The organism is Roseivivax sp. CAU 1761 (assembly GCF_054482755.1).
The window spans coordinates 55847-76491 of record NZ_JBTLRM010000005.1 but is presented as its reverse complement, the minus strand read 5'-3'; the positions used below and the strand labels follow the sequence as shown (position 1 = coordinate 76491).

Sequence of the window (20645 nt, the reverse complement as noted above, 5' to 3'; positions counted from 1 at the left end):
CGCGGAAGGGAGAGGAGCGCGCATGGCGCTGGAACTGTTTGCGGTGATCGTCGCGGGCTTCGCCGGGGCCGGCGCGATGCTGCTGCTGCGCCGCCTGACCGGCGGCCGCATCGCCGCCTGGCTGGTGCCGGTGGGCGCCGGGCTGGCGATGCTCGCCGCCACCATCTCGAGCGAATACGGCTGGTACGCGCGCACCAGCGCCGGCCTGCCCGAGGGCTTCGCGGTGGCCGACACGGTGCGCGAACGCGTCTGGTACCGGCCTTGGACCTACGCCGCGCCGATGGTCACGCGCTTCGTCGCGGTCGACCGGGCCGGCCGCCGCCCGCACCCCGAGGCCGGGGAGACCTACCTCGCCGATCTCTACTTCCTCGCCCGCTGGCGCCCAGTTCGGGCGGTGCAGATGATGGTCGATTGCGGCGCCGGGCGGCGCGCCGACCCGCTGCGGAACGGCGCCGCGCCGGTCTGGCGCACGGTCGGCCCCGACGACCCGATCGTCGCCGCCACCTGCGGGCCGGCGTGATGCGCCGCACCGGGCTCCGGCGGCGCATCCTCGGGCTCTGCGCCGGGCTCGCGGCGGGCGCCATCCTGGCCGTCGGCGCGGCGCTCTGGATCGGCGCGCAGAGCGGCCCGGGCGGCTGGGCCACCGCCTTCGTGATCGCCGCCTTCGCGCAGCTCGGCCTCGTCACCCTGGTCTGGTACGTGCTCGACCAGAGCGTCGCCCGGCCGGTCGACCGGATCGCCGCCGAGCTTCGGGTCCGCGCCCATGCCGGCCATTCCGGCGCCCTCGATCTTGCCGATGCGCAGCATCTGGGCGATCTCGCCCCGGCCGCCGACGCGGTGACCCGGGCGCTGGGCGCGGCGACGCTCGAGACCGCGCAGGCGGTGGCCGCCGAGACCGCGCATCTGGAGGCCGAGCGGGCCCGGCTGACGGCGCTGCTGACCGAGATCCCGGTGGCCTGCCTGATGGTCAACGCCGCCAACCGGATCGTGCTCTATGACGGCCAGGCCGCCGAGATCCTGGCCCAGAGCCACACGCCGCGGCTGCTCGCCGATCCCGGGGATTATTTCGACCCCGACACCCTGAGCGCGGCGCGCGCCAAGATGCAGCGCAGCGGGCTCGAGGTGGATTTTCACCTGCGCGCCGCCGACGGCGCGCTGCGCTACAGCGCCAAGATGAAGCCGATGGAGGATGGCGGCTACCTGCTCGTCATCGACGATGCCGAGACCCGGCTGCCGCCCGAGGCCGCACGCCCCATCGTCTACGATTTCGCCCTGCTCGACGCCGCGCCGCAGGCGGCGCTCGAGGCGACGGCGCTGTCGAGGCTCTGCTTCTGCGTCTTCGACACCGAGACCACCGGGCTGCTGCCGCACCGCGACGAGGTGGTGCAGATCGGCGCGGTGCGGGTGCTGAACGGCCGCCTGGTGCCGGGCGAGCGGCTGGAGACGCTGGTCGATCCGGGCCGGCCGATCCCCGAGGCCGCGACCCGGGTGCACGGGATCGGCGATCACGCCGTCGCGGGCGCGCCCGACATCGCCATGGCCGGCCGCAGGCTGCACGCCTTCGCCCGGGAGGCGGTGATCGTGGCCCACAACGCCCCCTTCGACATGGCCTTCCTGCGCCGCCATGCCGACCGCATGGGTGTCGAGTGGAGCCACCCGGTGATCGACACGGTGCTGGTCTCGGCGGTCTTGTTCGGGATCACCGAGACGCATACGCTGGACGCGCTGTGCCGTCGTCTGGGCATCGCGCTGCCGGCCGAGCGCCGGCACACCGCGATGGGCGATGCCGAGGCCACGGCACAGGCGCTGCTGCGGATGATCCCGATGCTCGAAGGGCGCGGCATCACCACGCTGGGCGCGCTGCTGGCCGAGACCAAGCGGTACGGCCGATTGCTGGAGGATCTGAATTGAACGCGCTATGGGCAGGCATCCGCCGATCCGCCGGCGGCATCGGAACGCCGGTAGCGCGTGCTGCATTTGCCACCGACAAGTTACGCTACCGGAAGGAATTTTTGATGTCTCGTGCGTTCGCTCTTCCCCTGCGCACGGCTCTGCTCGCGGTCCTTGTCACAGGGCTGCCGGCGCCGGTGCTGGCCGGGAACGATTGCCCCCCGGGGCTCGCCAAGAAGGCCAATGGCTGCACGCCGCCGGGTCTCGCGCAGGCCGGCGCGGTGGGGCAGCAGAAAGGCAAGAAGGCGGGCCGGTCCGACACCCGGCGCTACGGCGTCGGGGAACGAATCGACGGGCCCTTCTCGATCCTGCGCGATCCCCGGCGGTATCGGCTGGACCCGGACTTCAAATATGCCCGGGTCGGCGACCGCGTCTACCTGATCCACCCCGAAACGCGCGAGGTGCTCGACGTGCTCGGCTCGATCTCGCGCCTTCTCGACTGAGCCCCCGGCCCGGTCCTGGCCCCTTTGCAAAGCGCCCGGCCGCAGCGGCCGGGCGTTTTGTCATTCGGCGGCGATCTTCTTCGGGTCGAGCATCGGGCGCAGGTATCTCCCGGTGTGGCTTTCCGCCACCTCCACCACGTCCTCCGGCGTGCCCTCGGCCACGATCCGGCCGCCGCCATCGCCACCCTCGGGACCGATGTCGATGAGCCAGTCGGCGGTCTTGATGACGTCCAGATTGTGCTCGATCACCACCACCGTGTTGCCCTGCTCGACCAGCTCGTGGAGCACCTCGAGGAGCTTGCGCACATCCTCGAAATGCAGGCCCGTCGTGGGCTCGTCGAGGATATAGAGCGTGCGGCCGGTGGAGCGGCGCGCCAGCTCCTTCGACAGCTTGACCCGCTGCGCCTCGCCGCCCGACAGCGTCGTGGCCTGCTGGCCGACCTTGATGTAGCCGAGGCCGACCCGCATCAGCGCGTCCATCTTCTCGCGGATCGACGGCACCGCCTTGAAGAAGTCCTGCGCATCCTCGACGGTCATCTCCAGCACGTCGGCGATCGACTTGCCCTTGAAGGTCACCTCCAGCGTCTCGCGGTTGTAGCGCGCGCCCTTGCAGGTCTCGCAGGTGACGTAGACATCCGGCAGGAAGTGCATCTCGATCTTGATCAGGCCGTCGCCCTGGCAGGCCTCGCAGCGCCCGCCCTTGACGTTGAACGAGAAGCGCCCCGGCTTGTAGCCGCGCGCCTTCGCCTCCGGCAGCCCGGCGAACCAGTCGCGGATCGGGGTGAAGGCGCCGGTATAGGTCGCGGGGTTCGACCGCGGCGTGCGCCCGATCGGGCGCTGGTCGATGTCGATGACCTTGTCGAGATGCTCCAGCCCCTTGATCGTCTCGCAGGGCGCCGGGGTGTGGCGGGCGCCGTTGAGCCGCATCGAGGCGGTCTTGAACAGGGTCTCGATGGTCAGCGTCGACTTGCCGCCCCCGGAGACCCCGGTGACGCAGACGAACTTGCCGAGCGGGAACTTGGCGGTGACGTCGTGCAGGTTGTTGCCGCTGGCCTTGACCACCGTCACCGCCTTCTTGTTGCCCTTGCGGCGCTTGGCGGGGACCGAGATCTCCCGGGTGCCGGCGAGGTACTGACCGGTCACCGACTCGGCGTTGGCGGCGATTTCGGCCGGCGTGCCGTGGGCCACCACCTCGCCGCCATGCACGCCGGCGCCGGGGCCGATGTCGAAGACGTAATCGGCCTCGCGGATCGCCTCTTCGTCATGCTCCACCACGATCACCGTGTTGCCCTGGTCGCGCAGGTTCTTCAGCGTCGTGAGCAGCCGGTCATTGTCGCGCTGGTGCAGGCCGATCGAGGGCTCGTCGAGCACGTAGAGCACGCCGGTGAGACCCGAGCCGATCTGGCTGGCCAGCCGGATGCGCTGGCTCTCGCCGCCCGACAGCGTGCCGGCATTGCGCGACAGGGTCAGGTATTCGAGGCCGACATTGTTGAGAAAGCCGAGACGCTCGCGGATCTCCTTGAGGATGGCGCGGGCGATCTCGTTCTTCTGTTGCGTCAGGTCCGCGGGCACGCCCTCGCACCAGTCGAAGGCCTGCTTGATCGACATCTCGACCACCTGGCCGATATGCAGTCCGCCGATCTTCACCGCCAGCGCCTCCTCGCGCAGCCGGTAGCCGCCGCAGGAGGAGCACGGCTTGTTGTTCTGGTAGCGCTCGAATTCCTCGCGGATCCAGTTCGAGTCGGTCTCGCGGTAACGCCGCTCCATGTTCGGGATGACGCCCTCGAAGACCCGGGTGACGTTGTAGACCCGCCCGCCCTCGTCGTAGCGGAAGGCGATCTGGTCGTCGCCGGAGCCGAACAGGAAGACCTGCTGGACATGCGCCGGCAGATCCTTCCACGGCGTCGCGGCGTCGAATTCGTAATGCCGGGCCAGCGCCTGGATGGTCTGGGTGAAATAGGGCGACTTGCCCTTGCGCCACGGCGCGATGGCGCCCTTGGAGATGCTCAGCCCGGCATCCGGCACCACCAGCCGCTCGTCGAAGAACAGCTCCGCCCCGAGGCCGCCGCAATCCGGGCAGGCGCCGAAGGGCGCGTTGAAGGAAAACAGCCGCGGTTCGATCTCGGGGATGGTGAAGCCCGAGACCGGGCAGGCGAAGTTCTCCGAGAAGGTGATGCGCTCGGGCTGCGGCGCCTCCTCGCCCTCGGCGGCGCGCGGCGCGGTCTCCAGCACCGCGATGCCGGAGGCCAGGTCGAGCGCCGTGCGGAACGAATCCGCCAGCCGGGTCTCCATGCCCTCGCGCACCACGATGCGGTCCACCACCACGTCGATGTCGTGGCGGAACTTCTTGTCGAGCTTCGGCGGGCTGTCGAGTTCGTGGAACTCGCCGTTGACCTTGACGCGCTGGAAGCCCTGCTTCCTGAGTTCGAGGAATTCCTTGCGGTACTCGCCCTTGCGGTCGCGCACGATGGGGGCCAGCAGGTAGCCCCGGGTGCCCTCCTCCATCGCCATCACGCGGTCGACCATGTCCTGCACCTGCTGGGCCTCGATCGGCTGGCCGGTGGCCGGGCTGTAGGGCGTGCCGACGCGGGCGAACAAGAGCCGCAGGTAATCGTAGATCTCGGTCACCGTGCCGACCGTCGAGCGCGGGTTCTTCGAGGTCGTCTTCTGCTCGATGGAGATCGCCGGGCTGAGGCCCGAGATGTGATCGACGTCTGGCTTTTCCATCATGTCGAGGAACTGCCGCGCATAGGCCGACAGGCTCTCGACATAGCGGCGCTGGCCCTCGGCGTAGATCGTGTCGAAGGCGAGGCTGGACTTGCCCGAGCCCGACAGGCCGGTGATCACCACCAGCTCGTCCCGGGGAATGTCCACGTCGATGTTCTTGAGGTTGTGCTCGCGCGCGCCGCGCACCTCGATATGCTTCAGCTCGGCCATCTCGCCCCCGGTGTCGGCAACGGTTAAGACATAGTTGATGCGGCCCGGTCAGCCAACCGAAAACCGCGAACGAAACGCGAACCCGCTGTCACCGGCGGAGCCTCGCCATCGGTCTGCGGCATCCGCCCCGCCCGGCAGCGGCGAACCCCGTGGCCCGGCATATAGGAAGCCCGGCCGCGTCCTGCCATGGGCGATGCCGGGAATGGCGCATCGGTCGCAGGCGCTCCGGCCGCCCCGGGGAGTGGTGGCGGGGACTTGGCGACGGGGCCGCGATGCTAGTTAGTGGGGCGACACGCCCGGAACCGGAGACCCCGCATGCGCCGCCTGTTGTTCGCCCTCGCCCTGTACGCGCTGCCGGTCTCGGCCCAGGAGGATGCGGAGCCGGTGGAGCTGCGCCTGCGCGCCACGCTGTCGGAAAACGGCCCGGCCGCCGAGGCGCCGCTCGACTGGCGGATCAGCGACGAGGGCGGCGTGGTCTACGAGACCCGCGGCGGCGCCCGGCTGGCGCGGGACCTGCCGCCCGGGCGCTACAGCGTCGAGGTCACGCGCCCCGACGGCGCCGGCGCCCGCGCCGACGTGATCCTGCGCCCCGACCGTCCGCGCGACCTTGCCCTGGCGCTGCCCGCGCCGCAGCCCGAGGTGACGCTGGAGGCCGCCGGCCGCGGCACGGCCGGGGCCACGATCCCGGTCACCTGGAGCGGGCCCGGCGCCCGGGGCGATTACGTGGCCGTCGGTCTGCCCGGAAACCAGCGCGACCTGGCCTATACCTATGCCGCCGACGGCAGCCCGCTCGCGCTGCGCCTGCCATCGGAGGCCGGGCGCTACGAGATCCGCTACCGCCGCGGCGATGACGGCACGGTGCTGGCCCGGCACGCGATCGAGGTCGGCGCGGTGACGGCGAGCCTGACCGCCGAGGAAGACGCCGATGCCGGCGCCCTGCTGCCGCTGGTCTGGACCGGGCCGGATTATCCCAACGACTACCTTGCCGTGGCGCGTCCCGGGGCGGCGGATTACCTGGCCTATGTCTACACCCGGACCGGCAGCCCGGCGCTGCTGCGCATGCCGGCGGAGCCCGGGACCTACGAGCTGCGCTATGTCATGGCACAGGACCGCAAGGTGCTCGCCACCCGCCCGGTCGAGGTGCTGCCGGTCGAGGCCATGCTCGACGCGCCCGACCGCATTCCCGCGGGGGCCGAGCTGCGGGTCGGCTGGGACGGCCCGGCCTATCCCGAGGACCGCATCGCGGTGGTCGATCCCGGCTCCGGCCTGGTGGTCTCGGAGGTGCCGGCCAGCCAGGGCTCGCCGGCCCGCCTGCCGGCGCCGCTGGCCGCCGGGCCGCACGAGCTGCGCTACCTGATGGGGCCGGAAAAGGCGGTGCTGGCGCGCCGGCCGCTGGAGGTCGCGGCGGTCACCGCGCAACTGTCCGCGGTGTCCGAGGCCGCCGCCGGGGCGCCGGTGGCGGTGGCCTGGGAGGGGCCGGGCTACGACGGCGACTACATCGCCGTGGCGCGGCCCGACGCCGAGGATTACGCGGTCTTCCGGCCGGCCCGCGAGGGCACGCCGCTGATCGTCGACATGCCCACCGAACCGGGCGACTGGGAGCTGCGCTACGTCGCCTCGGGCGCCGGCGAGGCGGTCCTGGCGCGGCGGACGATCACCCTCGCCCCGGTCGCCGCCCGGCTCGAGGCGCCGGCGGAGGTGGCGGCCGGTGCGCCCTTCGCGGTGACCTGGGAGGGCCCGGATTACCGCCGCGACTATCTCGGCCTGGTCGGCGCCGGGGCGCCGGACGGCGAGACCATGCGCGCGGTCTATACCAGCCAGGACAGCCCGCTGGTGCTGCGCGCCCCGGACATCCCCGGCGCGTACGAACTGCGCTACCATCTCGGCCGCGACGACCGCGTCATCGCCCGGCTGCCGCTCCGCGTCACCGCGCCCGACTAGCACCGGGCGCGGGCGCGAATAGCACCGGGCGCGGGCGCGACGCACGGCGCATCCGAATCGCATCGCCCCCGGGCCGGCAACGGCGCGCGCGGATTTCCGGATTCCTCGCATCGCACCCGTCGCGCGCAACAAATGGAAAGAAAACCCACCCCTGCGCACATCTTTTCGCGCAAATCGTGGTTGACGCCCCCGGAGCACGGTCGTATGCACGGATGGCACGGAAAGGTTAGGTCCATGTTCCCTCTTATCGTAATTGATGTAAGGCTGTGGCGCATGGGCCGGTGACGGACCCCTGATCGGACCGATGCGCCCCCGACCGACCCTCGGGGGCTTTTTTGTGCGCGGCGGGATGCCCAGATGCCGCGAACGACGCCTGAAACGGAGCGGATGAGATGACCAAGGCGATGACCGGAGCGAAGATGGTGGTGCAGGCCCTCAGGGATCAGGGCGTCGAGGTGATCTTCGGCTATCCCGGCGGCGCGGTGCTTCCGATCTACGACGAGATCTTCCAGCAGAACGACATCCGCCACATCCTCGTGCGTCACGAACAGGCCGCGGTGCATGCCGCCGAGGGCTATGCCCGCGCCACCGGCAAGCCGGGCGTCGTGCTGGTCACCTCCGGCCCCGGCGCCACCAATGCGGTGACCGGCATCACCGACGCGCTGATGGATTCGATCCCGCTGGTCGTCCTGACCGGCCAGGTCCCGACCTTCATGATCGGCTCGGACGGCTTCCAGGAGGCCGACACGGTCGGCATCACCCGGCCCTGCACCAAGCACAACTGGCTGGTCAAGGATACCGGATCGCTCTCCGCGACTATCCACGAGGCCTTCCACGTCGCCACGTCGGGCCGGCCCGGCCCGGTGCTGGTCGACATCCCCAAGGACGTGCAGTTCGCCTCGGCCGAGTACCAGCCCAAGGCGCGCGCCAAGACCGCGCGCTACCAGCCCAAGGTGAAGGGCGACATGGAGATGATCACCCGTCTCGTCGAGGCGCTGGAGACCGCCGAGCGGCCGGTCTTCTACACCGGCGGCGGCGTGATCAATTCCGGCCCGGCGGCGAGCCAGCTGCTGCGCGAACTGGTGGACGCCACCGGCATTCCGATCACCTCGACGCTGATGGGGCTCGGCGCCTATCCGGCCTCGGGCCGCAGCTGGCTCGGCATGCTGGGCATGCACGGGCTCTACGAGGCCAACCTCGCGATGCATGGCTGCGACCTGATGATCAACGTCGGCGCCCGCTTCGACGACCGCATCACCGGCCGCATCGACGCCTTCTCGCCGCGGTCGACCAAGGCGCATATCGACATCGACCCCTCCTCGATCAACAAGGTGGTGCGCGCCGACATCCCGCTTCTGGGCGATGTCGGCCACATCCTCGAGGACGTGCTGAAGGTCTGGAAGGCGCGCGGCCGCAAGGTCAACCGCGAGGGCCTGCAGCGCTGGTGGGCGCAGATCGAGGACTGGAAGAAGACCGACTGCCTGAAGTTCAAGCCTTCGGAAGGCGCGATCAAGCCGCAGCACGCCGTGGCCCGGCTCGAGGCGCTGACCAAGGGCCGCGACCGCTACATCTGCACCGAGGTCGGCCAGCACCAGATGTGGGCGGCGCAGTATCTCGGCTTCGAGGATCCGAACCGCTGGATGACCTCCGGGGGCTTGGGCACCATGGGCTACGGCTTCCCGGCCTCGATCGGGGTGCAGGTGGCGCATCCCGAGGCGCTGGTGATCAACGTCGCCGGCGAGGCGTCGTGGCTGATGAACATGCAGGAGATGGGCACCGCCATCCAGTACCGCCTGCCGGTCAAGCAGTTCATCCTCAACAACGAGCGGCTGGGCATGGTGCGGCAATGGCAGGAGCTGCTGCACGGCGAGCGCTATTCGCATTCCTGGTCCGAGGCCCTGCCAGATTTCGTCAAGCTCGCCGAGGCGTTCGGCGCCAAGGGCATCAAGTGCGACGATCCCGCCGATCTCGACGACGCGATTGCCGAGATGCTGGCCTATGACGGCCCGGTGATCTTCGACTGTCTCGTGGAGAAGCACGAGAACTGCTTCCCGATGATCCCGTCGGGCGAGCCGCACAACAAGATGCTGCTCGGCGAGGCCTCGACCAAGGACGCCATCAAGTCGGGCGGCGCGGTGCTGGTCTGAGCGCCCCGGGCGCGGTCCGCCGCGCCCCCTCTCCGCCCTGCCCGAACAGAATTTCAGGAACCACGACGCGATGAACGCACTCAACATCAAGAAGGGCTCGACGAAACACTCGGCCTACAATCTCCGCCCGACCTTCTCGGAGAATCTCGAGACCCACACGCTGGCGGTGCTGGTGGACAACGAGGCCGGGGTGCTGGCGCGGGTCATCGGGCTGTTCTCGGGGCGCGGCTACAACATCGAGAGCCTCACCGTGGCCGAGGTCGACCACCAGGGCCATCTCAGCCGCATCACCATCGTCACCACCGGCACGCCCCAGGTGATCGAGCAGATCAAGGCGCAGCTCGGGCGGATGATCCCGGTGCACGACGTGCACGACCTCACCGCCGAAGGCCCGTCGGTGGAGCGCGAACTGGCGCTGCTGCGCGTCGAGGGCAGCGGCGAGAAGCGCGTCGAGGCGCTGCGCCTGGCCGACATCTTCCGCGCCCAGGCGGTGGATTCGACGCTCGAGAGCTTCGTCTTCCAGATCACCGGCACGCCGGAAAAGGTCGATGCCTTCGCCGACCTGATGCGCCCGCTGGGTCTGAAGGAGATCGCCCGGACCGGCGTCGCGGCGCTGGCCCGCGGCGCCTGAGCGCTGGCGCGTCCCGCGGGGCGCTGCCCCGGGCCCCGAACCACCACACTGCACGAGCGCGCGGCTCCCCGGCGGGACCGCGCGTTCTGCCTGTATGGCGGGCGCGCGACCGAGCCTGGCATGGCGCGCGCCGGGCGCGCGCTCCGGTCTGTGAGAGAGTTGCCGCCGCGCTGCGACGGCTAGGCGCTGCGCCGGGTGCCGGCGGGGGCCGGGCGGACCCGCGCCAGCCGCGCCGGCAGGTCGGGAAAGCCCGCCGGTTCCACCAGTTCCGGATCGATCACCCGGCGCGGCGCGCGTTCCTCGCGCAGCTGGAACCGCACCAGATCGCCCGGCGCCAGCGTCGGGCGCGTTCCGCAAAGCGGCGGACTGGCGCCGAGATATGCAAGATCGCCATGGTCGTCGCACCAGATGACCGCGCGGCCATCCGCATCATCGCACCAGATGACAACCCCAAGCAGGAGAGATTTCGCCATTCCAGGCACCCCTCAACCCAAACATCCAACCCGTACCGACCTGTGCCACGTGGTCAGTCTACGGAGCCGGCGGGAGCCAAGTCAGGCGGCCGCCTGTAACAGCGGGGTTGCATTTTGTGCCGGAACGGGGGCTTAATTGAAGCGGTACCGCGTCAGGCATGACGCCGATCAGCGTCGAAACGGGGGCGTCGCGGCACCGAGTGGGTTTCATGGTTCCGAATGGGGTTTCGGGGAGAACGCCGATGAGGATGATGGCTGACGAGCGCAGCCCGGCCGAGCTGCGCGACATGCTCGGAGCGAACCTGCAATTGCTCGCAGCTTCGGCGGAATCGATCTCGGCGCTGTGCCGCGAACTGGGCATCAACCGCACCCAGTTCAACCGCTACCGCGCCGGCGAGAGCTTCCCCCGCCCCGACGTGCTCTACCGCATCTGCCGGTATTTCGACGTCGATGCGCGCATTCTCCTCGAGCCGGTGGAGAAGCTGCGCGCCACGTCGGTGGACCTGCTGCACCATCCCGAGATCGCCGAATTCGTCGGCGCCGGCTCGGTGGTGCTCGACGAAAGCCAGTTCCCCTCCGGCTTCTACCGGTTCTCGCGCCGGAGCTTCGTCGCCCCCGACCGCTACCTGCGCGGGCTGGTCTACGTCTACCGCCGCGACGGCTACGCCTTCATCCGCGGCTACGAGGCCAAGGAAGCGATGCGCCAGCAGGATCTGGCCCCGACGCCGCGCAACCGCGAGTTCCGCGGCTTCCTGATGCCCCAGGAATCCGGCATCGCGGCGCTGGTCAGCCGGCGCGACGCGCTCACCATCTCGTTCAACTTCCTGTCGCGGGTGCCGTCCTTCGAGAACAATTACTGGGTCGGCTACGTCACCCGCACGGTGCCGGAATCGGCCTCCGGCCACCGCGTCACCCGGCTGGTCTACGAATATCTCGGCCGCCGTGGCGACCGGGTCCGCGGCGCGGCTCGCGAGACCGGGCTGTGCAGCGCCGAGGCGCTGCCGGTGTTCCACCGCACCCAGCTCAAGACCGAGACCGTCGAGAGCTGAGGCCCGGCGCCCGGCGCCTCACTCGGCCTGGGCGTCGGCCCGGCTCTTGCCCGAGACCTTGAGCGCCAGCGTCGCCGCCATGAACTGGTCGAGCGCACCGTCGAGCACGCCCTGGGTGTCCGAGGTCTCCACCGAGGTGCGCAGATCCTTCACCATCTGGTAGGGCTGCAGCACGTAGGAGCGGATCTGGTTGCCCCAGCCGGCCTCGCCCTTGGCCTCGTGCTGGGCGTTGATCTCGGCATGCCGGCGGTCGAGCTCGAGCTGGTAGAGCCGGGATTTCAGCGCCTTCATGGCGATGTCGCGGTTCTGGTGCTGCGACTTCTCCGACGAGGTCACGACGATGCCGGTCGGGTGGTGGGTGATCCGCACCGCCGAGTCGGTGGTGTTGACGTGCTGGCCGCCGGCCCCCGAGGAGCGGTAGGTGTCGATGCGGATATCGGCCGGGTTGACTTCGATGTCGATGTTGTCGTCGACCACCGGGTAGACCCAGACGCTGGCAAACGAGGTCTCGCGCGTGCCCTTGCCGAAGGGCGAGATCCGCACCAATCGGTGCACGCCGCTCTCGGTCTTCAGCCAGCCATAGGCGTTGGGGCCGGAGATCTTGTAGGAGACCGACTTGATGCCGGCTTCCGATCCCGGTTCCTCGGATTGCAGCTCGACCTCGTAGCCCTTCTTCTCGGCCCAGCGGACATACATGCGCTGCAGCATCTGCGCCCAGTCGCAGGCCTCGGTGCCGCCGGCGCCGGCATTGATCTCGAGGAAGGTGTCGTTGCCGTCGGCCTCGCCGTCGAGCAGCGCCTCGAGCTCCTTGGTCGCCGCGGTCCCGGCCAGCGCCTTAAGCGCCTCCTCGGCCTCGGTGACGACCTCGTCGTCGCCCTCCGCCTCGCCGAGCTCGATCAGCTCGACCTGGTCGGAGAGATCCTGCTTGATCGTCCGGTAGGTCTCCATCTGGTCGACCAGCATCTGGCGTTCGCGCATCAGCTTCTGCGCCGCCGCGGGGTCGTTCCACAGATTCGGATCCTCGACCCGCGCGTTGAATTCCTCGAGCCGGTGCTGGGCGGTCTCCCAGTTCAGCCGCTGGCCCAGCAGGTCCAGCGATTTCTCGATCCGTTCGACGATGTTCTCGATTTCGGCCCGCATGATCCAACCTGCCCTTTCGACTGGCGGGTGTGATACTAGAGCCGCCGCGAAGCGGCAAGTCGCGCCCGGGACACGGATCCGCACGGAATGCGGCGGCGCGGGCCGGGACGGCAGATTGAGCTTGCGAGACCGGCCCCGAGTGCGCTCACCCTTAGGGCGAGCAGTCCACACATTCGGTCGGGAGGCCGCATGACCCAAACCCTCTCCGGCGTCACCGTGCTCGACCTGACGCGCGACACGGTGGGCCCCTTCGCCGCGCTGACCCTCGCCGATCTCGGCGCCCGCGTAATCAAGGTCGAACGCCCCGGCACCGGCGACCCGGCGCGCCAGACCCTGCCGGTGAAGGACGGCCGCAGCGCCTATTTCGCGGCGCTCAACCACTCCAAGTCGTCGATCGCGCTCGACCTGCGCGCGGCCGCCGATTGCGCCATCCTCGAGGGCCTAATCGGGCGCGCCGACGTGCTGCTCGAAAGCTTCCGCCCGGGCGTTCTGGAGCGGCTCGGCTACGGCTGGAGCCGGCTGCACCGCGACCATCCGCACCTGATCCTCGGCTCGCTCTCGGCGCATGGCCAGACCGGGCCGGCGGCGCGCCGGCCGGGCTGCGAGGTCACCGCCCGCGCCCGCTCCGGCGCGCTGGCCGATGCCGCCACCGGGACCGGCGGCACCGGCATGGCGGGGGCGCTGTTCCTGGCCCAGGGGGTGCTCGCGGCGCTCTTCGACCGCGCCCGCGGCGGGCCCGGACGCCATGTCGACGTGGCGCTGCTGGATGCGCAGCTGGCGGTGGCCGATCACGCCGTGGCCTGGCTCGGCGCCGCCGAGGGGCCGGACCTGCCGCCGGCCGGCCACCCCTCCTGCGCCCCCTCCGGGCTGGTCGAGGCCGCCGATGGCCGCTTCGCTCTGGCGGCCAGCAACGACCGCCTGTTCGAGAAGCTCTGCATGACCCTGTCGCTGCCGCTGAGCGACGATCCGCGCTTTGCCGACAACCCGTCGCGCTGCCGCAATGCCCGCCTGCTGACGCGTCACATCGAGACGGTGACACTCGAGAAGCCGCGGGCGCACTGGATCGCGCTGCTCGAGGCGGCAGGCATCCCGGTGGCGCCGGTGCAGTCGCGGGCCGCGGTGCTGCGCGACCCGCAGCTGGCGGCGCGCAACATGATCGTCGACGTGCTCGACCGCAACGGCCGCCAGGCCTTCAAGGCGGCGGGCAACCCGATCAAGCTCTCGGACGCCACCGACCGCACGGCGCGCGGCGCCGCCCCGGATCTCGACGGCAATCGCGGCGAGATCCTGCACTGGCTGAACGGCGCCTCGGCGGCGCATGGCAAGTAGCCCCGGCGCCGCCGGCGCTCAGCGGTAGAGCAGCGACCGGCCCTCGGAGAACAGGTGCACCTTCTCCGGCGCCGCTCCCATGCGCACCGAACGGCCGCGCAGGTCGGCATGCACGCCCGGCAGCTTGCCGATCACCGGCTCGCCGCCGGCGGCCTCGAAATAGAGCAGCGTGACCTCGCCCAGCGCCTCGGTGATGTCGACGCGGCCCTCGTAGATATGCGGCTCCTCGGGGCCGCATTCGATGAAGTCTTCGGGCCGCACCCCGACATTCACCGTCAGCCCCATATCCTCCGCCCCGGTCGGCACCGTCGAGACCGCCCGGCCGCCGCCCGCCATCTCCACCACCGTGCGCGCCCCGGTCTCGACCACCCGGCCCGGCAGCAGGTTCATCGCCGGCGAGCCGATGAACTGCGCCACGAACTCGCTGTTCGGCCGCTCGTAGAGCTCGAGCGGCGCGCCGACCTGGGCGATGCCCTTGTTGGCCAGCACGACGATGCGGCTGGCCAGCGTCATCGCCTCGATCTGGTCGTGGGTGACGTAGATCATGGTGCTGTCGGGCATCGATTCCTTGAGCTGCGCGATCTCGATCCGGGTCGCCACGCGAAGCGCCGCGTCGAGGTTCGAGAGCGGCTCGTCGAAGAGATAGACCTTGGGATCGCGCACGATCGAGCGGCCGATCGCCACGCGCTGGCGCTGGCCGCCCGACAGCGCCTTGGGCAGGCGGTCGAGATAGGGCTCGAGCTGCAGGATGCGCGCCGCCTTGGTGACCGCGGCGTCGATCTCCTGCTTCGACTTCTTGGCGAGCTTCAGGGCGAAGCTCATGTTGTCGCGCACCGTCATGTGCGGGTAGAGCGCGTAGGACTGGAACACCATGGCGATGCCGCGCTGCGCGGGGGGCACCTCGTTGACCACCTGGCCGTCGATCTCCAGCGTGCCGCCGGTGATCTTCTCCAGCCCCGCGATCATTCGCAAAAGGGTCGACTTGCCGCAGCCCGAGGGCCCGACGAAGACCACCAGTTCCCCCTGCCGGATGTCGAGATTGATGTCCTTGAGGACCTCCACGGCCCCGCCATAGGTCTTCTCGACGCCGGTCAGTTTCAGATTGGCCATCGCGAGGCTCCCTCCCCTTCAGTGATGCTCGCCGGTCCGCAGCAGCAGCGCCGGCTGCCACGGGCCGAGATGCAGCTTGCCGTCGGGCGCCGGCCCGGTGGAGCCGAGCTCCACGCCGATCTGACGCCAGGCGCCCGCCGGCAGGTCGATCAGGCCGGGATCGCCGCTCAGGTTGAAGGCGCAGAAGATCTCCTCCTCGTCCTTCGAGCGGTGGAAGATCAGCACGTCGCCCTCGGCCCGCATGCCGTTCTGCGCCCCGGTGCGCAGCGCCTCGTGGGCGTGGCGGAAGCCGATGGCGCGGCGGTAATGATGCAGGATCGCCGCCGGGTCCTGCTCCTGGGTCGAGACCGCACGGTTCAGGTGCTCGTGGCTGACCGGCAGCCAGGGCCGGCCTGAGGTGAAGCCGCCATTCTGGTTGGTCGGCTCCCAGACCATCGGCGTGCGGCAGCCGTCGCGGCCCTTGAAGGAGGGCCAGAACTTCTTGCCGTAAGGGTCCTGCAGATCCTCGAAGGCGATCTCGGCCTCGGGCAGCGCCAGTTCCTCGCCCTGGTAGATGCAGCAGGAGCCGCGCAGGCACATCATCAGGGTGGTGAAGCAGCGCGCCCCGGCCTCGGTCAGGTTCCAGCGCGAGATGTGGCGCGGCACGTCGTGGTTGGAAAACGCCCAGCAGGCCCAGCCCTGGGCCGCCACCGCCTCCACCTGGTCGAACACGGTGGCGATGTAATGCGCTGTCGGCATGTGGTCGGAGAGCAGCTCGAAGGCATAGCTCATGTGAATCTTGTCGTCGCCGCCGGTATATTCGCCCAGCACCTCGAGCCCGCGCAGATCCTCGCCGACCTCGCCCACCGCGGCGGCGTTGTACTCGTTCATCAGGCTGCGCAGCTTGCGCAGGAATTCGAGGTTCTCCGGCTGGGTCTTGTCGTAAAGGTGGTTCTGCCAGGTATAGGGGTTGACCGCCGGCGCGGTGATCGGGTTGCGCTCCTCCGGGGCGAGCGGCGGGTTGTCGCGCAGCAGCGCGTCGTGGACGTAGAAGTTGATCGTGTCGAGCCGGAAGCCGTCGACGCCGCGGCCGAGCCAGAACCGGGCGATCTTCAGCAGCGCCTCCTGGACCTGCGGTTCGTGGAAGTTCAGATCCGGCTGCTCGGTCAGGAAGTTGTGCATGTAGTACTGGCAGCGGGTGCCGTCCCATTGCCAGGCCGAGCCGCCGAAGATCGACAGCCAGTTGTTGGGCGGCGTGCCGTCGGGCTTGGCGTCGGCCCAGACATACCAGTTGGCCTTCTCGTTGTCCTTGGAGCTGCGCGACAGCTTGAACCAGGGATGCTCCTCGGAGGTGTGCGACAGCACCAGGTCGATGAAGACCTTGAGCCCCAGACGATGCGCGGTGGAGATCAGGATGTCGAAATCCGCCAGCGTGCCGAACATCGGGTCGACGTCACAGTAATCCGAGACGTCGTAGCCGAAATCCTTCATCGGCGAGGTGAAGAAGGGCGAGATCCAGATGGCGTCGACCCCCAGCGAGGCGACATGCGGCAGGCGCTGGGCCACGCCCAGGAGGTCGCCGATGCCGTCGCCGTTGCTGTCCTGGAAGCTGCGCGGATAGATCTGGTAGATCACCGCGCCGCGCCACCACTGGACATCGGCCCCGGCCTCGGGGGGCTGTTGGAATTCCGCCGGTTTGTTCATGTGGTTCCTCTCTACTTCACGGACCCGGCCAGCAGGCCGCGCACGAGGTAGCGTTGCATCGCGAAGAACACCGCCAGCGGCACCGCGATCGACACGAAGGCGGCGGCCGCGAGGATGCCCCAATCGCCCCCGCGCGAGCCCAGCAGATCGTCGGCGATCTTCACCGTCATGACCCAGGATTCGGAATTGGCGGGCAGGAAGACCTTGGCCACCAGCAGGTCGTTCCAGGTCCACAGGAACTGGAAGATCGAGAAGCTGGCCAAAGCGGGGAAGCTGAGCGGGAGCACGATGCGGGTGAAAATCTGGAAGTCGGTGGCGCCGTCGACCTTGGCGCACTCGATGATGTCGCGCGGCAGGCCGATCATGTAGTTGCGCAGCAGGTAGATCGCCAGCGGCATGCCGAAGGCGGTATGCGCCAGCCAGACGCCGAGGAAGCTCTGCCCGATGCCGACCGCGTTGTGCAGCGTCAGGAGCGGCACCAGGGCGATCTGCAGCGGCACCACCAGAAGGCCCACGACGCAGGCGATCAGCAGGCCGCGGCCCGAAAAGTCCATCCAGGCCAGCGCGTAGGCCGCGAAGGCGGCGACCAGGATCGGGATGATGGTGGCCGGGATCGCCACCGTCAGGGTGTTGATGAAGGCCCGGTCCATGTTGTCCGAGGCCAGGATGGTCTCGTAATTGTCGAGCGTGAATTCCGGCGGCTGCGCCGCGGTGATGTAGACCGAGGGCGCGCGGTCGATCTCGTCCACGTCGACATAGCGGAAATCGCCGTTCTCCATCACCGTCAGCGCCCGGTCGAGCACCGGGGCCGGATCGGCGAGGATCTCGTTGCCGTCCTCGTCGGTTTCGGGGAAGTCCGGGGCCGCGTCGGCCGGGTGGGCGATCTCGATGCGGGTGTCGTCGGGCTCGCGATCCTCGAGGATCGCGACCTCGTAGCGGGCATAGGTCATGCCCGGCTCGGCGGCGCCGGGATCGCGCGAGGTCATGCCGAAGGCCGAGACCCGGCCCGAGCCCTCGGGGCCGAAGAGGTTGCCCTCGAGCACCCAGAGATCGCCCTCCTGCACCGCGCCGTCGGCGGCGGGCGAGATGCGGAAGGCCTGCTCCACCGGGAACGGCGCGCGCCACCAGCCGCTTTCGGAGATCTGCGCGCGTTCTCGGAACGACGACACCAGCAGCCCGACGGTGGGGATCAGCCAGACCAGCACCAGCAGGATGACGCTGATGTTGGTGACGATGGAAAGGCCGCTTTTCTGGCCGGCGATATTGTCCATTGCTCCGCCTCCCTCAGCGCATTTCCCGGCGGGCCTGGACGATGTTCCAGACCATCACGGGGGTGACGATGACCATGATCACGAAGGCCACCGCGGTGGCGCGCCCGTCGTCGCGGAACATGTAATCCATCATGTAGCTGGGCAGGATCTCGGTATCGAAGTTGCCGCCGGTCATGGCGTAGACGATGTCGAACACCTTGAGCACCAGGATGGTGATCGTGGTCCAGACCACGACGATGGTGGGCATGATCTGCGGCACCTTGATCTTGAAGAAGATCTGGAACGGGTTGGCGCCGTCGATGATCGCCGCCTCGACCGTTTCCTCGGGGATGCCGCGCAGCGCCGCCGACAGGATCACCATGGCGAAGCCGGTCTGCATCCAGACCATGATGAACATGATGAAGAAGTTGTTCCAGAACGGGATCTGCAGCACGTCCACCGGGTCCATGCCGAAATAGTCGCGGGTGGCGTTGATGATGCCGATCTCGGGCGTGTTGGCGTAGACGAACTTCCAGATCAGCGACGCGCCGACGAAGGAAATCGCCATCGGCATGAAGATCATCGACTTGGCGATCGAGCCCCATTTCAGCCGGTCGGTGAGCTGCGCCACCAAAAGCCCGAAGAAGGTCGAGGCCGCGGGCACGAAGATCACCCACAGCACGTTGTTGAAGAGGGCGGTGCGGAAGCCTTCCTCGGCGAACATCTGCAGGTAGTTCTCGAGCCCCACGAACTGCGCCCCCGACCGGTTGTAGAGCGACCGGATGAAGGAGCCCACGACCGGGTAGACGAGGTAGAGCCCGAGAAAGAAGATCGCCGGGAACAGGAACAGCCAGGGCCGGACCGAGGTGGCGCGGGCCACGTTGCGGCCGTGATCGTCGTTGCGGGCGGGGAAGATCAGCCGGTCCAGCACCCAGTTCGAGGCGTAGAAATACAGCGCGCAGCCGCCGACGCCGATCACGATCGTCACGAAGCCTTGCAAGAGCGGTGGCATCTGTCCCTCCGGGTGCTGGCGCGGCGCTCTGACGGCGCCCGTCGCGGGGCGGGGGCGGCCCGGCGCGGGCCGCCCCTCGGGATCAGTTCAGCGAATCCCAGCGCTGCTGGATCTGCGCCGCGACGTCGGCGGCCTCGCTGCCGGTGACGTAATCGACCATGCCGCTCCAGAACGCGCCGGCGCCGATCTCCGACGGCATCAGGTCGGAAGCGTCGAAGCGGAACACCGTGGCGTCCTGCAGGATCTCGCCCTGCCGCTTCAGCGCGTCGTCGGCATAGAGGTCGATGTTGACGCCGTTATGCGCGGTCAGGAAGGCGCCCTGGGTCATCCACAGCTCGTGCACCACCGGCAGCTTGAGGAATTCGAGGAAGACGTTGGCGGCATCGGAGGGATTGGTGATCCCGACCACCGTGCCGGCGCCCAGCAGCGGCGTGCCCAGATCCTTCTCCTCGAAGGCCGGCAGGTAGAAGAAGTCGATATTCTCGCCCAGCTCCGCATCTTCGGGGAAGAAGGCCGGAATGAACGAGGCCTGCCGGTGCATGGCGCATTCCGGCGGGATCGTGAACAGGCCCGCCGGGCTGTCGCGGAAATCGGTGGTGGCCGCGTTCTGGGCGCCGCCCGAGACGAAGTCCTCGTTGCGGGCGTACCAGCCGAATTCCTCGATCGCCGCGATCACCTGCGGATCGTCGAACGGGATCTCGTTGGCGACCCACTGGTCGTAGACCTCCGGCGTGTGCAGGCGGAGCATCATGTCCTCGACCCAGTCGGTCGCGGGCCAGCCGGTCGCGGCGCCCGAGCCCAGGCCGATGCACCACGGCGTGATGCCCTCGTCGGCCATCTCCTCGGTCAGTTCCTTCAGCTCCTCCATGCTCTCGGGCACGTCGAAGCCGAACTCGTCGAAGGTGATCGGGTTGTACCAGACCAGCGACTTCACATCGATGCGCCAGAACATGCCGAAGAGATCCTCCTCGCCGTCCTCGCCGGGATAGGTGGCGAGGTCGACCAGGCTCTCGCCCGCGGCGTAGTTCTCGGCCACCCATTGCCCGAGATCGTCGGGCACCGGCGTCAGCAGGCCCTGGCTCGCCATGTCGGCCAGCAGGCCGGGCTGCGGGAACACCGCGAGGTTGGGCGCCGAGCCGGAACGCGCGGAGATGACGATGTCCTGCTCGAAGCTGTCGGAGCCTGAATATTCCACCGCGGCGCCGGTCGCCTCGGTGAAGTATTCCAACACCTTGTCGACCTTCTCCTTCTCCTTGCCGGTCCACGGCCCGGAAATGGTCAGCGTCTCCCCCGAGAGGTCATGCGCGTCGGCGAAATCCTGGAACCCGTCCCAGGTGTAGTCGCCCTCGCCCACCGGCGTCATCAACTCCTGCGCCGCGGCGGCCCCGGTGAGCAGGGCCAGCGTGGCCGCGCTTGCCGTCAAACTCCGTCTCATTCCTCACATCCTCCCTGGATCGCTGGTTTCACCAGATAGACGCCCGCAGATGCGCTGACACACCCAAAGCGCTTTGGCTTTCGCAAGCATTCTCAGGCCGGGGCGGCGACGTCAA

General features: G+C 69.1%; 16 protein-coding genes. 8 read left to right on the top strand and 8 right to left on the bottom strand.

Going from position 1 to position 20645, the window contains the following annotated elements:
- Positions 1 to 22: 22 nt before the first annotated feature.
- From ACXYMW_RS05100 to ACXYMW_RS05090, 3 genes are read left to right on the top strand one after another with little or no spacing between them, the layout of a single operon-like run.
- Positions 23 to 520: a hypothetical protein gene (locus tag ACXYMW_RS05100; RefSeq protein WP_459034218.1), complete on the top strand. Its 498-nt coding sequence runs from the start codon at positions 23 to 25 to the stop codon at positions 518 to 520.
- Positions 520 to 1911, top strand: a complete 1392-nt coding sequence (locus ACXYMW_RS05095) for a 3'-5' exonuclease (protein WP_459034217.1) — start codon at positions 520 to 522, stop codon at positions 1909 to 1911. The genes ACXYMW_RS05100 and ACXYMW_RS05095 overlap by 1 nt, the downstream gene beginning before the upstream one ends.
- Positions 1908 to 2393, top strand: coding sequence for a hypothetical protein (locus tag ACXYMW_RS05090; protein WP_459034216.1), 486 nt, complete (start codon positions 1908 to 1910; stop codon positions 2391 to 2393). Before ACXYMW_RS05095 ends, ACXYMW_RS05090 begins: the two co-directional genes overlap by 4 nt.
- 60 nt (positions 2394 to 2453) lie before the next feature.
- Here the strand turns inward: ACXYMW_RS05090 and uvrA are convergent, their stop codons facing one another.
- A complete protein-coding gene (gene uvrA, locus ACXYMW_RS05085; RefSeq protein ID WP_459034215.1) occupies positions 2454 to 5330 on the bottom strand; it encodes an excinuclease ABC subunit UvrA in 2877 nt (958 codons plus the stop codon).
- Between the two features lie 315 nt (positions 5331 to 5645).
- On the opposite strand from uvrA, the gene ACXYMW_RS05080 reads away from it, so the two are divergent.
- The 3 genes from ACXYMW_RS05080 to ilvN all read left to right on the top strand — a co-directional run bounded on the left by ACXYMW_RS05080 (position 5646) and on the right by ilvN (position 10049).
- Positions 5646 to 7271 (top strand): hypothetical protein, encoded by a 1626-nt coding sequence (locus ACXYMW_RS05080; RefSeq protein ID WP_459034214.1) that lies wholly within the window; start codon positions 5646 to 5648, stop codon positions 7269 to 7271.
- 392 nt (positions 7272 to 7663) lie between these two features.
- The gene (locus ACXYMW_RS05075; protein WP_459034213.1) at positions 7664 to 9418 is read left to right on the top strand and encodes an acetolactate synthase 3 large subunit; all 1755 of its coding nucleotides are present in this window, start codon (positions 7664 to 7666) and stop codon (positions 9416 to 9418) included.
- Positions 9419 to 9488: 70 nt separating this feature from the next.
- Positions 9489 to 10049 carry an acetolactate synthase small subunit gene (gene ilvN / locus ACXYMW_RS05070; RefSeq protein ID WP_459034212.1) on the top strand — a complete coding sequence of 187 codons (561 nt, stop codon included), beginning with the start codon at positions 9489 to 9491 and terminating at the stop codon, positions 10047 to 10049.
- Positions 10050 to 10228: 179 nt separating this feature from the next.
- Here ilvN and ACXYMW_RS05065 read toward each other — a convergent pair whose 3' ends face one another.
- On the bottom strand, positions 10229 to 10522 hold the full coding sequence (locus ACXYMW_RS05065; protein WP_459034211.1) for a hypothetical protein: 294 nt from the start codon (positions 10520 to 10522) through the stop codon (positions 10229 to 10231).
- Positions 10523 to 10764: 242 nt separating this feature from the next.
- Between ACXYMW_RS05065 and ACXYMW_RS05060 the strand changes: the two genes are divergently transcribed.
- The gene (locus ACXYMW_RS05060) at positions 10765 to 11571 is read left to right on the top strand and encodes a helix-turn-helix domain-containing protein (protein WP_459034210.1); all 807 of its coding nucleotides are present in this window, start codon (positions 10765 to 10767) and stop codon (positions 11569 to 11571) included.
- Positions 11572 to 11589: 18 nt separating this feature from the next.
- On the opposite strand, the gene prfB is transcribed toward ACXYMW_RS05060, so the two are convergent.
- Complete coding sequence (gene prfB / locus ACXYMW_RS05055; protein ID WP_459034209.1) at positions 11590 to 12711, bottom strand: peptide chain release factor 2; 1122 nt, start codon at positions 12709 to 12711, stop codon at positions 11590 to 11592.
- 189 nt (positions 12712 to 12900) lie between these two features.
- On the opposite strand from prfB, the gene ACXYMW_RS05050 reads away from it, so the two are divergent.
- The gene (locus ACXYMW_RS05050) at positions 12901 to 14040 is read left to right on the top strand and encodes a CaiB/BaiF CoA transferase family protein (RefSeq protein WP_459034208.1); all 1140 of its coding nucleotides are present in this window, start codon (positions 12901 to 12903) and stop codon (positions 14038 to 14040) included.
- Positions 14041 to 14058: 18 nt separating this feature from the next.
- Here ACXYMW_RS05050 and ACXYMW_RS05045 read toward each other — a convergent pair whose 3' ends face one another.
- From ACXYMW_RS05045 to ACXYMW_RS05025, 5 genes are all read right to left on the bottom strand, one after another.
- Complete coding sequence (locus ACXYMW_RS05045) at positions 14059 to 15150, bottom strand: ABC transporter ATP-binding protein (RefSeq protein ID WP_459034207.1); 1092 nt, start codon at positions 15148 to 15150, stop codon at positions 14059 to 14061.
- 18 nt (positions 15151 to 15168) lie between these two features.
- A complete protein-coding gene (locus ACXYMW_RS05040; protein ID WP_459034206.1) occupies positions 15169 to 16833 on the bottom strand; it encodes an alpha-amylase family glycosyl hydrolase in 1665 nt (554 codons plus the stop codon).
- Positions 16834 to 16844: 11 nt separating this feature from the next.
- On the bottom strand, positions 16845 to 18104 hold the full coding sequence (locus tag ACXYMW_RS05035; RefSeq protein ID WP_459034205.1) for a carbohydrate ABC transporter permease: 1260 nt from the start codon (positions 18102 to 18104) through the stop codon (positions 16845 to 16847).
- Between the two features lie 13 nt (positions 18105 to 18117).
- Positions 18118 to 19095, bottom strand: a complete 978-nt coding sequence (locus ACXYMW_RS05030; RefSeq protein WP_459034204.1) for a carbohydrate ABC transporter permease — start codon at positions 19093 to 19095, stop codon at positions 18118 to 18120.
- Between the two features lie 82 nt (positions 19096 to 19177).
- On the bottom strand, positions 19178 to 20530 hold the full coding sequence (locus ACXYMW_RS05025; RefSeq protein ID WP_459034203.1) for an ABC transporter substrate-binding protein: 1353 nt from the start codon (positions 20528 to 20530) through the stop codon (positions 19178 to 19180).
- Between the last annotated feature and the right edge of the window lie 115 nt (positions 20531 to 20645).

Bases quoted from the DNA above. Each gene is read 5' to 3' on its own strand.
- ACXYMW_RS05065 (WP_459034211.1), bottom strand. From the start codon at position 10,522: ATGGCGAAATCTCTCCTGCTTGGGGTTGTCATCTGGTGCGATGATGCG.
- ACXYMW_RS05045 (WP_459034207.1), bottom strand. From the start codon at position 15,150: ATGGCCAATCTGAAACTGACCGGCGTCGAGAAGACCTATGGCGGGGCC.
- ACXYMW_RS05060 (WP_459034210.1), top strand. From the start codon at position 10,765: ATGAGGATGATGGCTGACGAGCGCAGCCCGGCCGAGCTGCGCGACATG.
- ilvN (WP_459034212.1), top strand. From the start codon at position 9,489: ATGAACGCACTCAACATCAAGAAGGGCTCGACGAAACACTCGGCCTAC.
- ACXYMW_RS05095 (WP_459034217.1), top strand. From the start codon at position 520: ATGCGCCGCACCGGGCTCCGGCGGCGCATCCTCGGGCTCTGCGCCGGG.
- ACXYMW_RS05025 (WP_459034203.1), bottom strand. From the start codon at position 20,530: ATGAGACGGAGTTTGACGGCAAGCGCGGCCACGCTGGCCCTGCTCACC.
- ACXYMW_RS05080 (WP_459034214.1), top strand. From the start codon at position 5,646: ATGCGCCGCCTGTTGTTCGCCCTCGCCCTGTACGCGCTGCCGGTCTCG.
- ACXYMW_RS05075 (WP_459034213.1), top strand. From the start codon at position 7,664: ATGACCAAGGCGATGACCGGAGCGAAGATGGTGGTGCAGGCCCTCAGG.
- ACXYMW_RS05100 (WP_459034218.1), top strand. From the start codon at position 23: ATGGCGCTGGAACTGTTTGCGGTGATCGTCGCGGGCTTCGCCGGGGCC.
- ACXYMW_RS05050 (WP_459034208.1), top strand. From the start codon at position 12,901: ATGACCCAAACCCTCTCCGGCGTCACCGTGCTCGACCTGACGCGCGAC.
- uvrA (WP_459034215.1), bottom strand. From the start codon at position 5,330: ATGGCCGAGCTGAAGCATATCGAGGTGCGCGGCGCGCGCGAGCACAAC.
- ACXYMW_RS05040 (WP_459034206.1), bottom strand. From the start codon at position 16,833: ATGAACAAACCGGCGGAATTCCAACAGCCCCCCGAGGCCGGGGCCGAT.
- prfB (WP_459034209.1), bottom strand. From the start codon at position 12,711: ATGCGGGCCGAAATCGAGAACATCGTCGAACGGATCGAGAAATCGCTG.
- ACXYMW_RS05035 (WP_459034205.1), bottom strand. From the start codon at position 18,104: ATGGACAATATCGCCGGCCAGAAAAGCGGCCTTTCCATCGTCACCAAC.
- ACXYMW_RS05030 (WP_459034204.1), bottom strand. From the start codon at position 19,095: ATGCCACCGCTCTTGCAAGGCTTCGTGACGATCGTGATCGGCGTCGGC.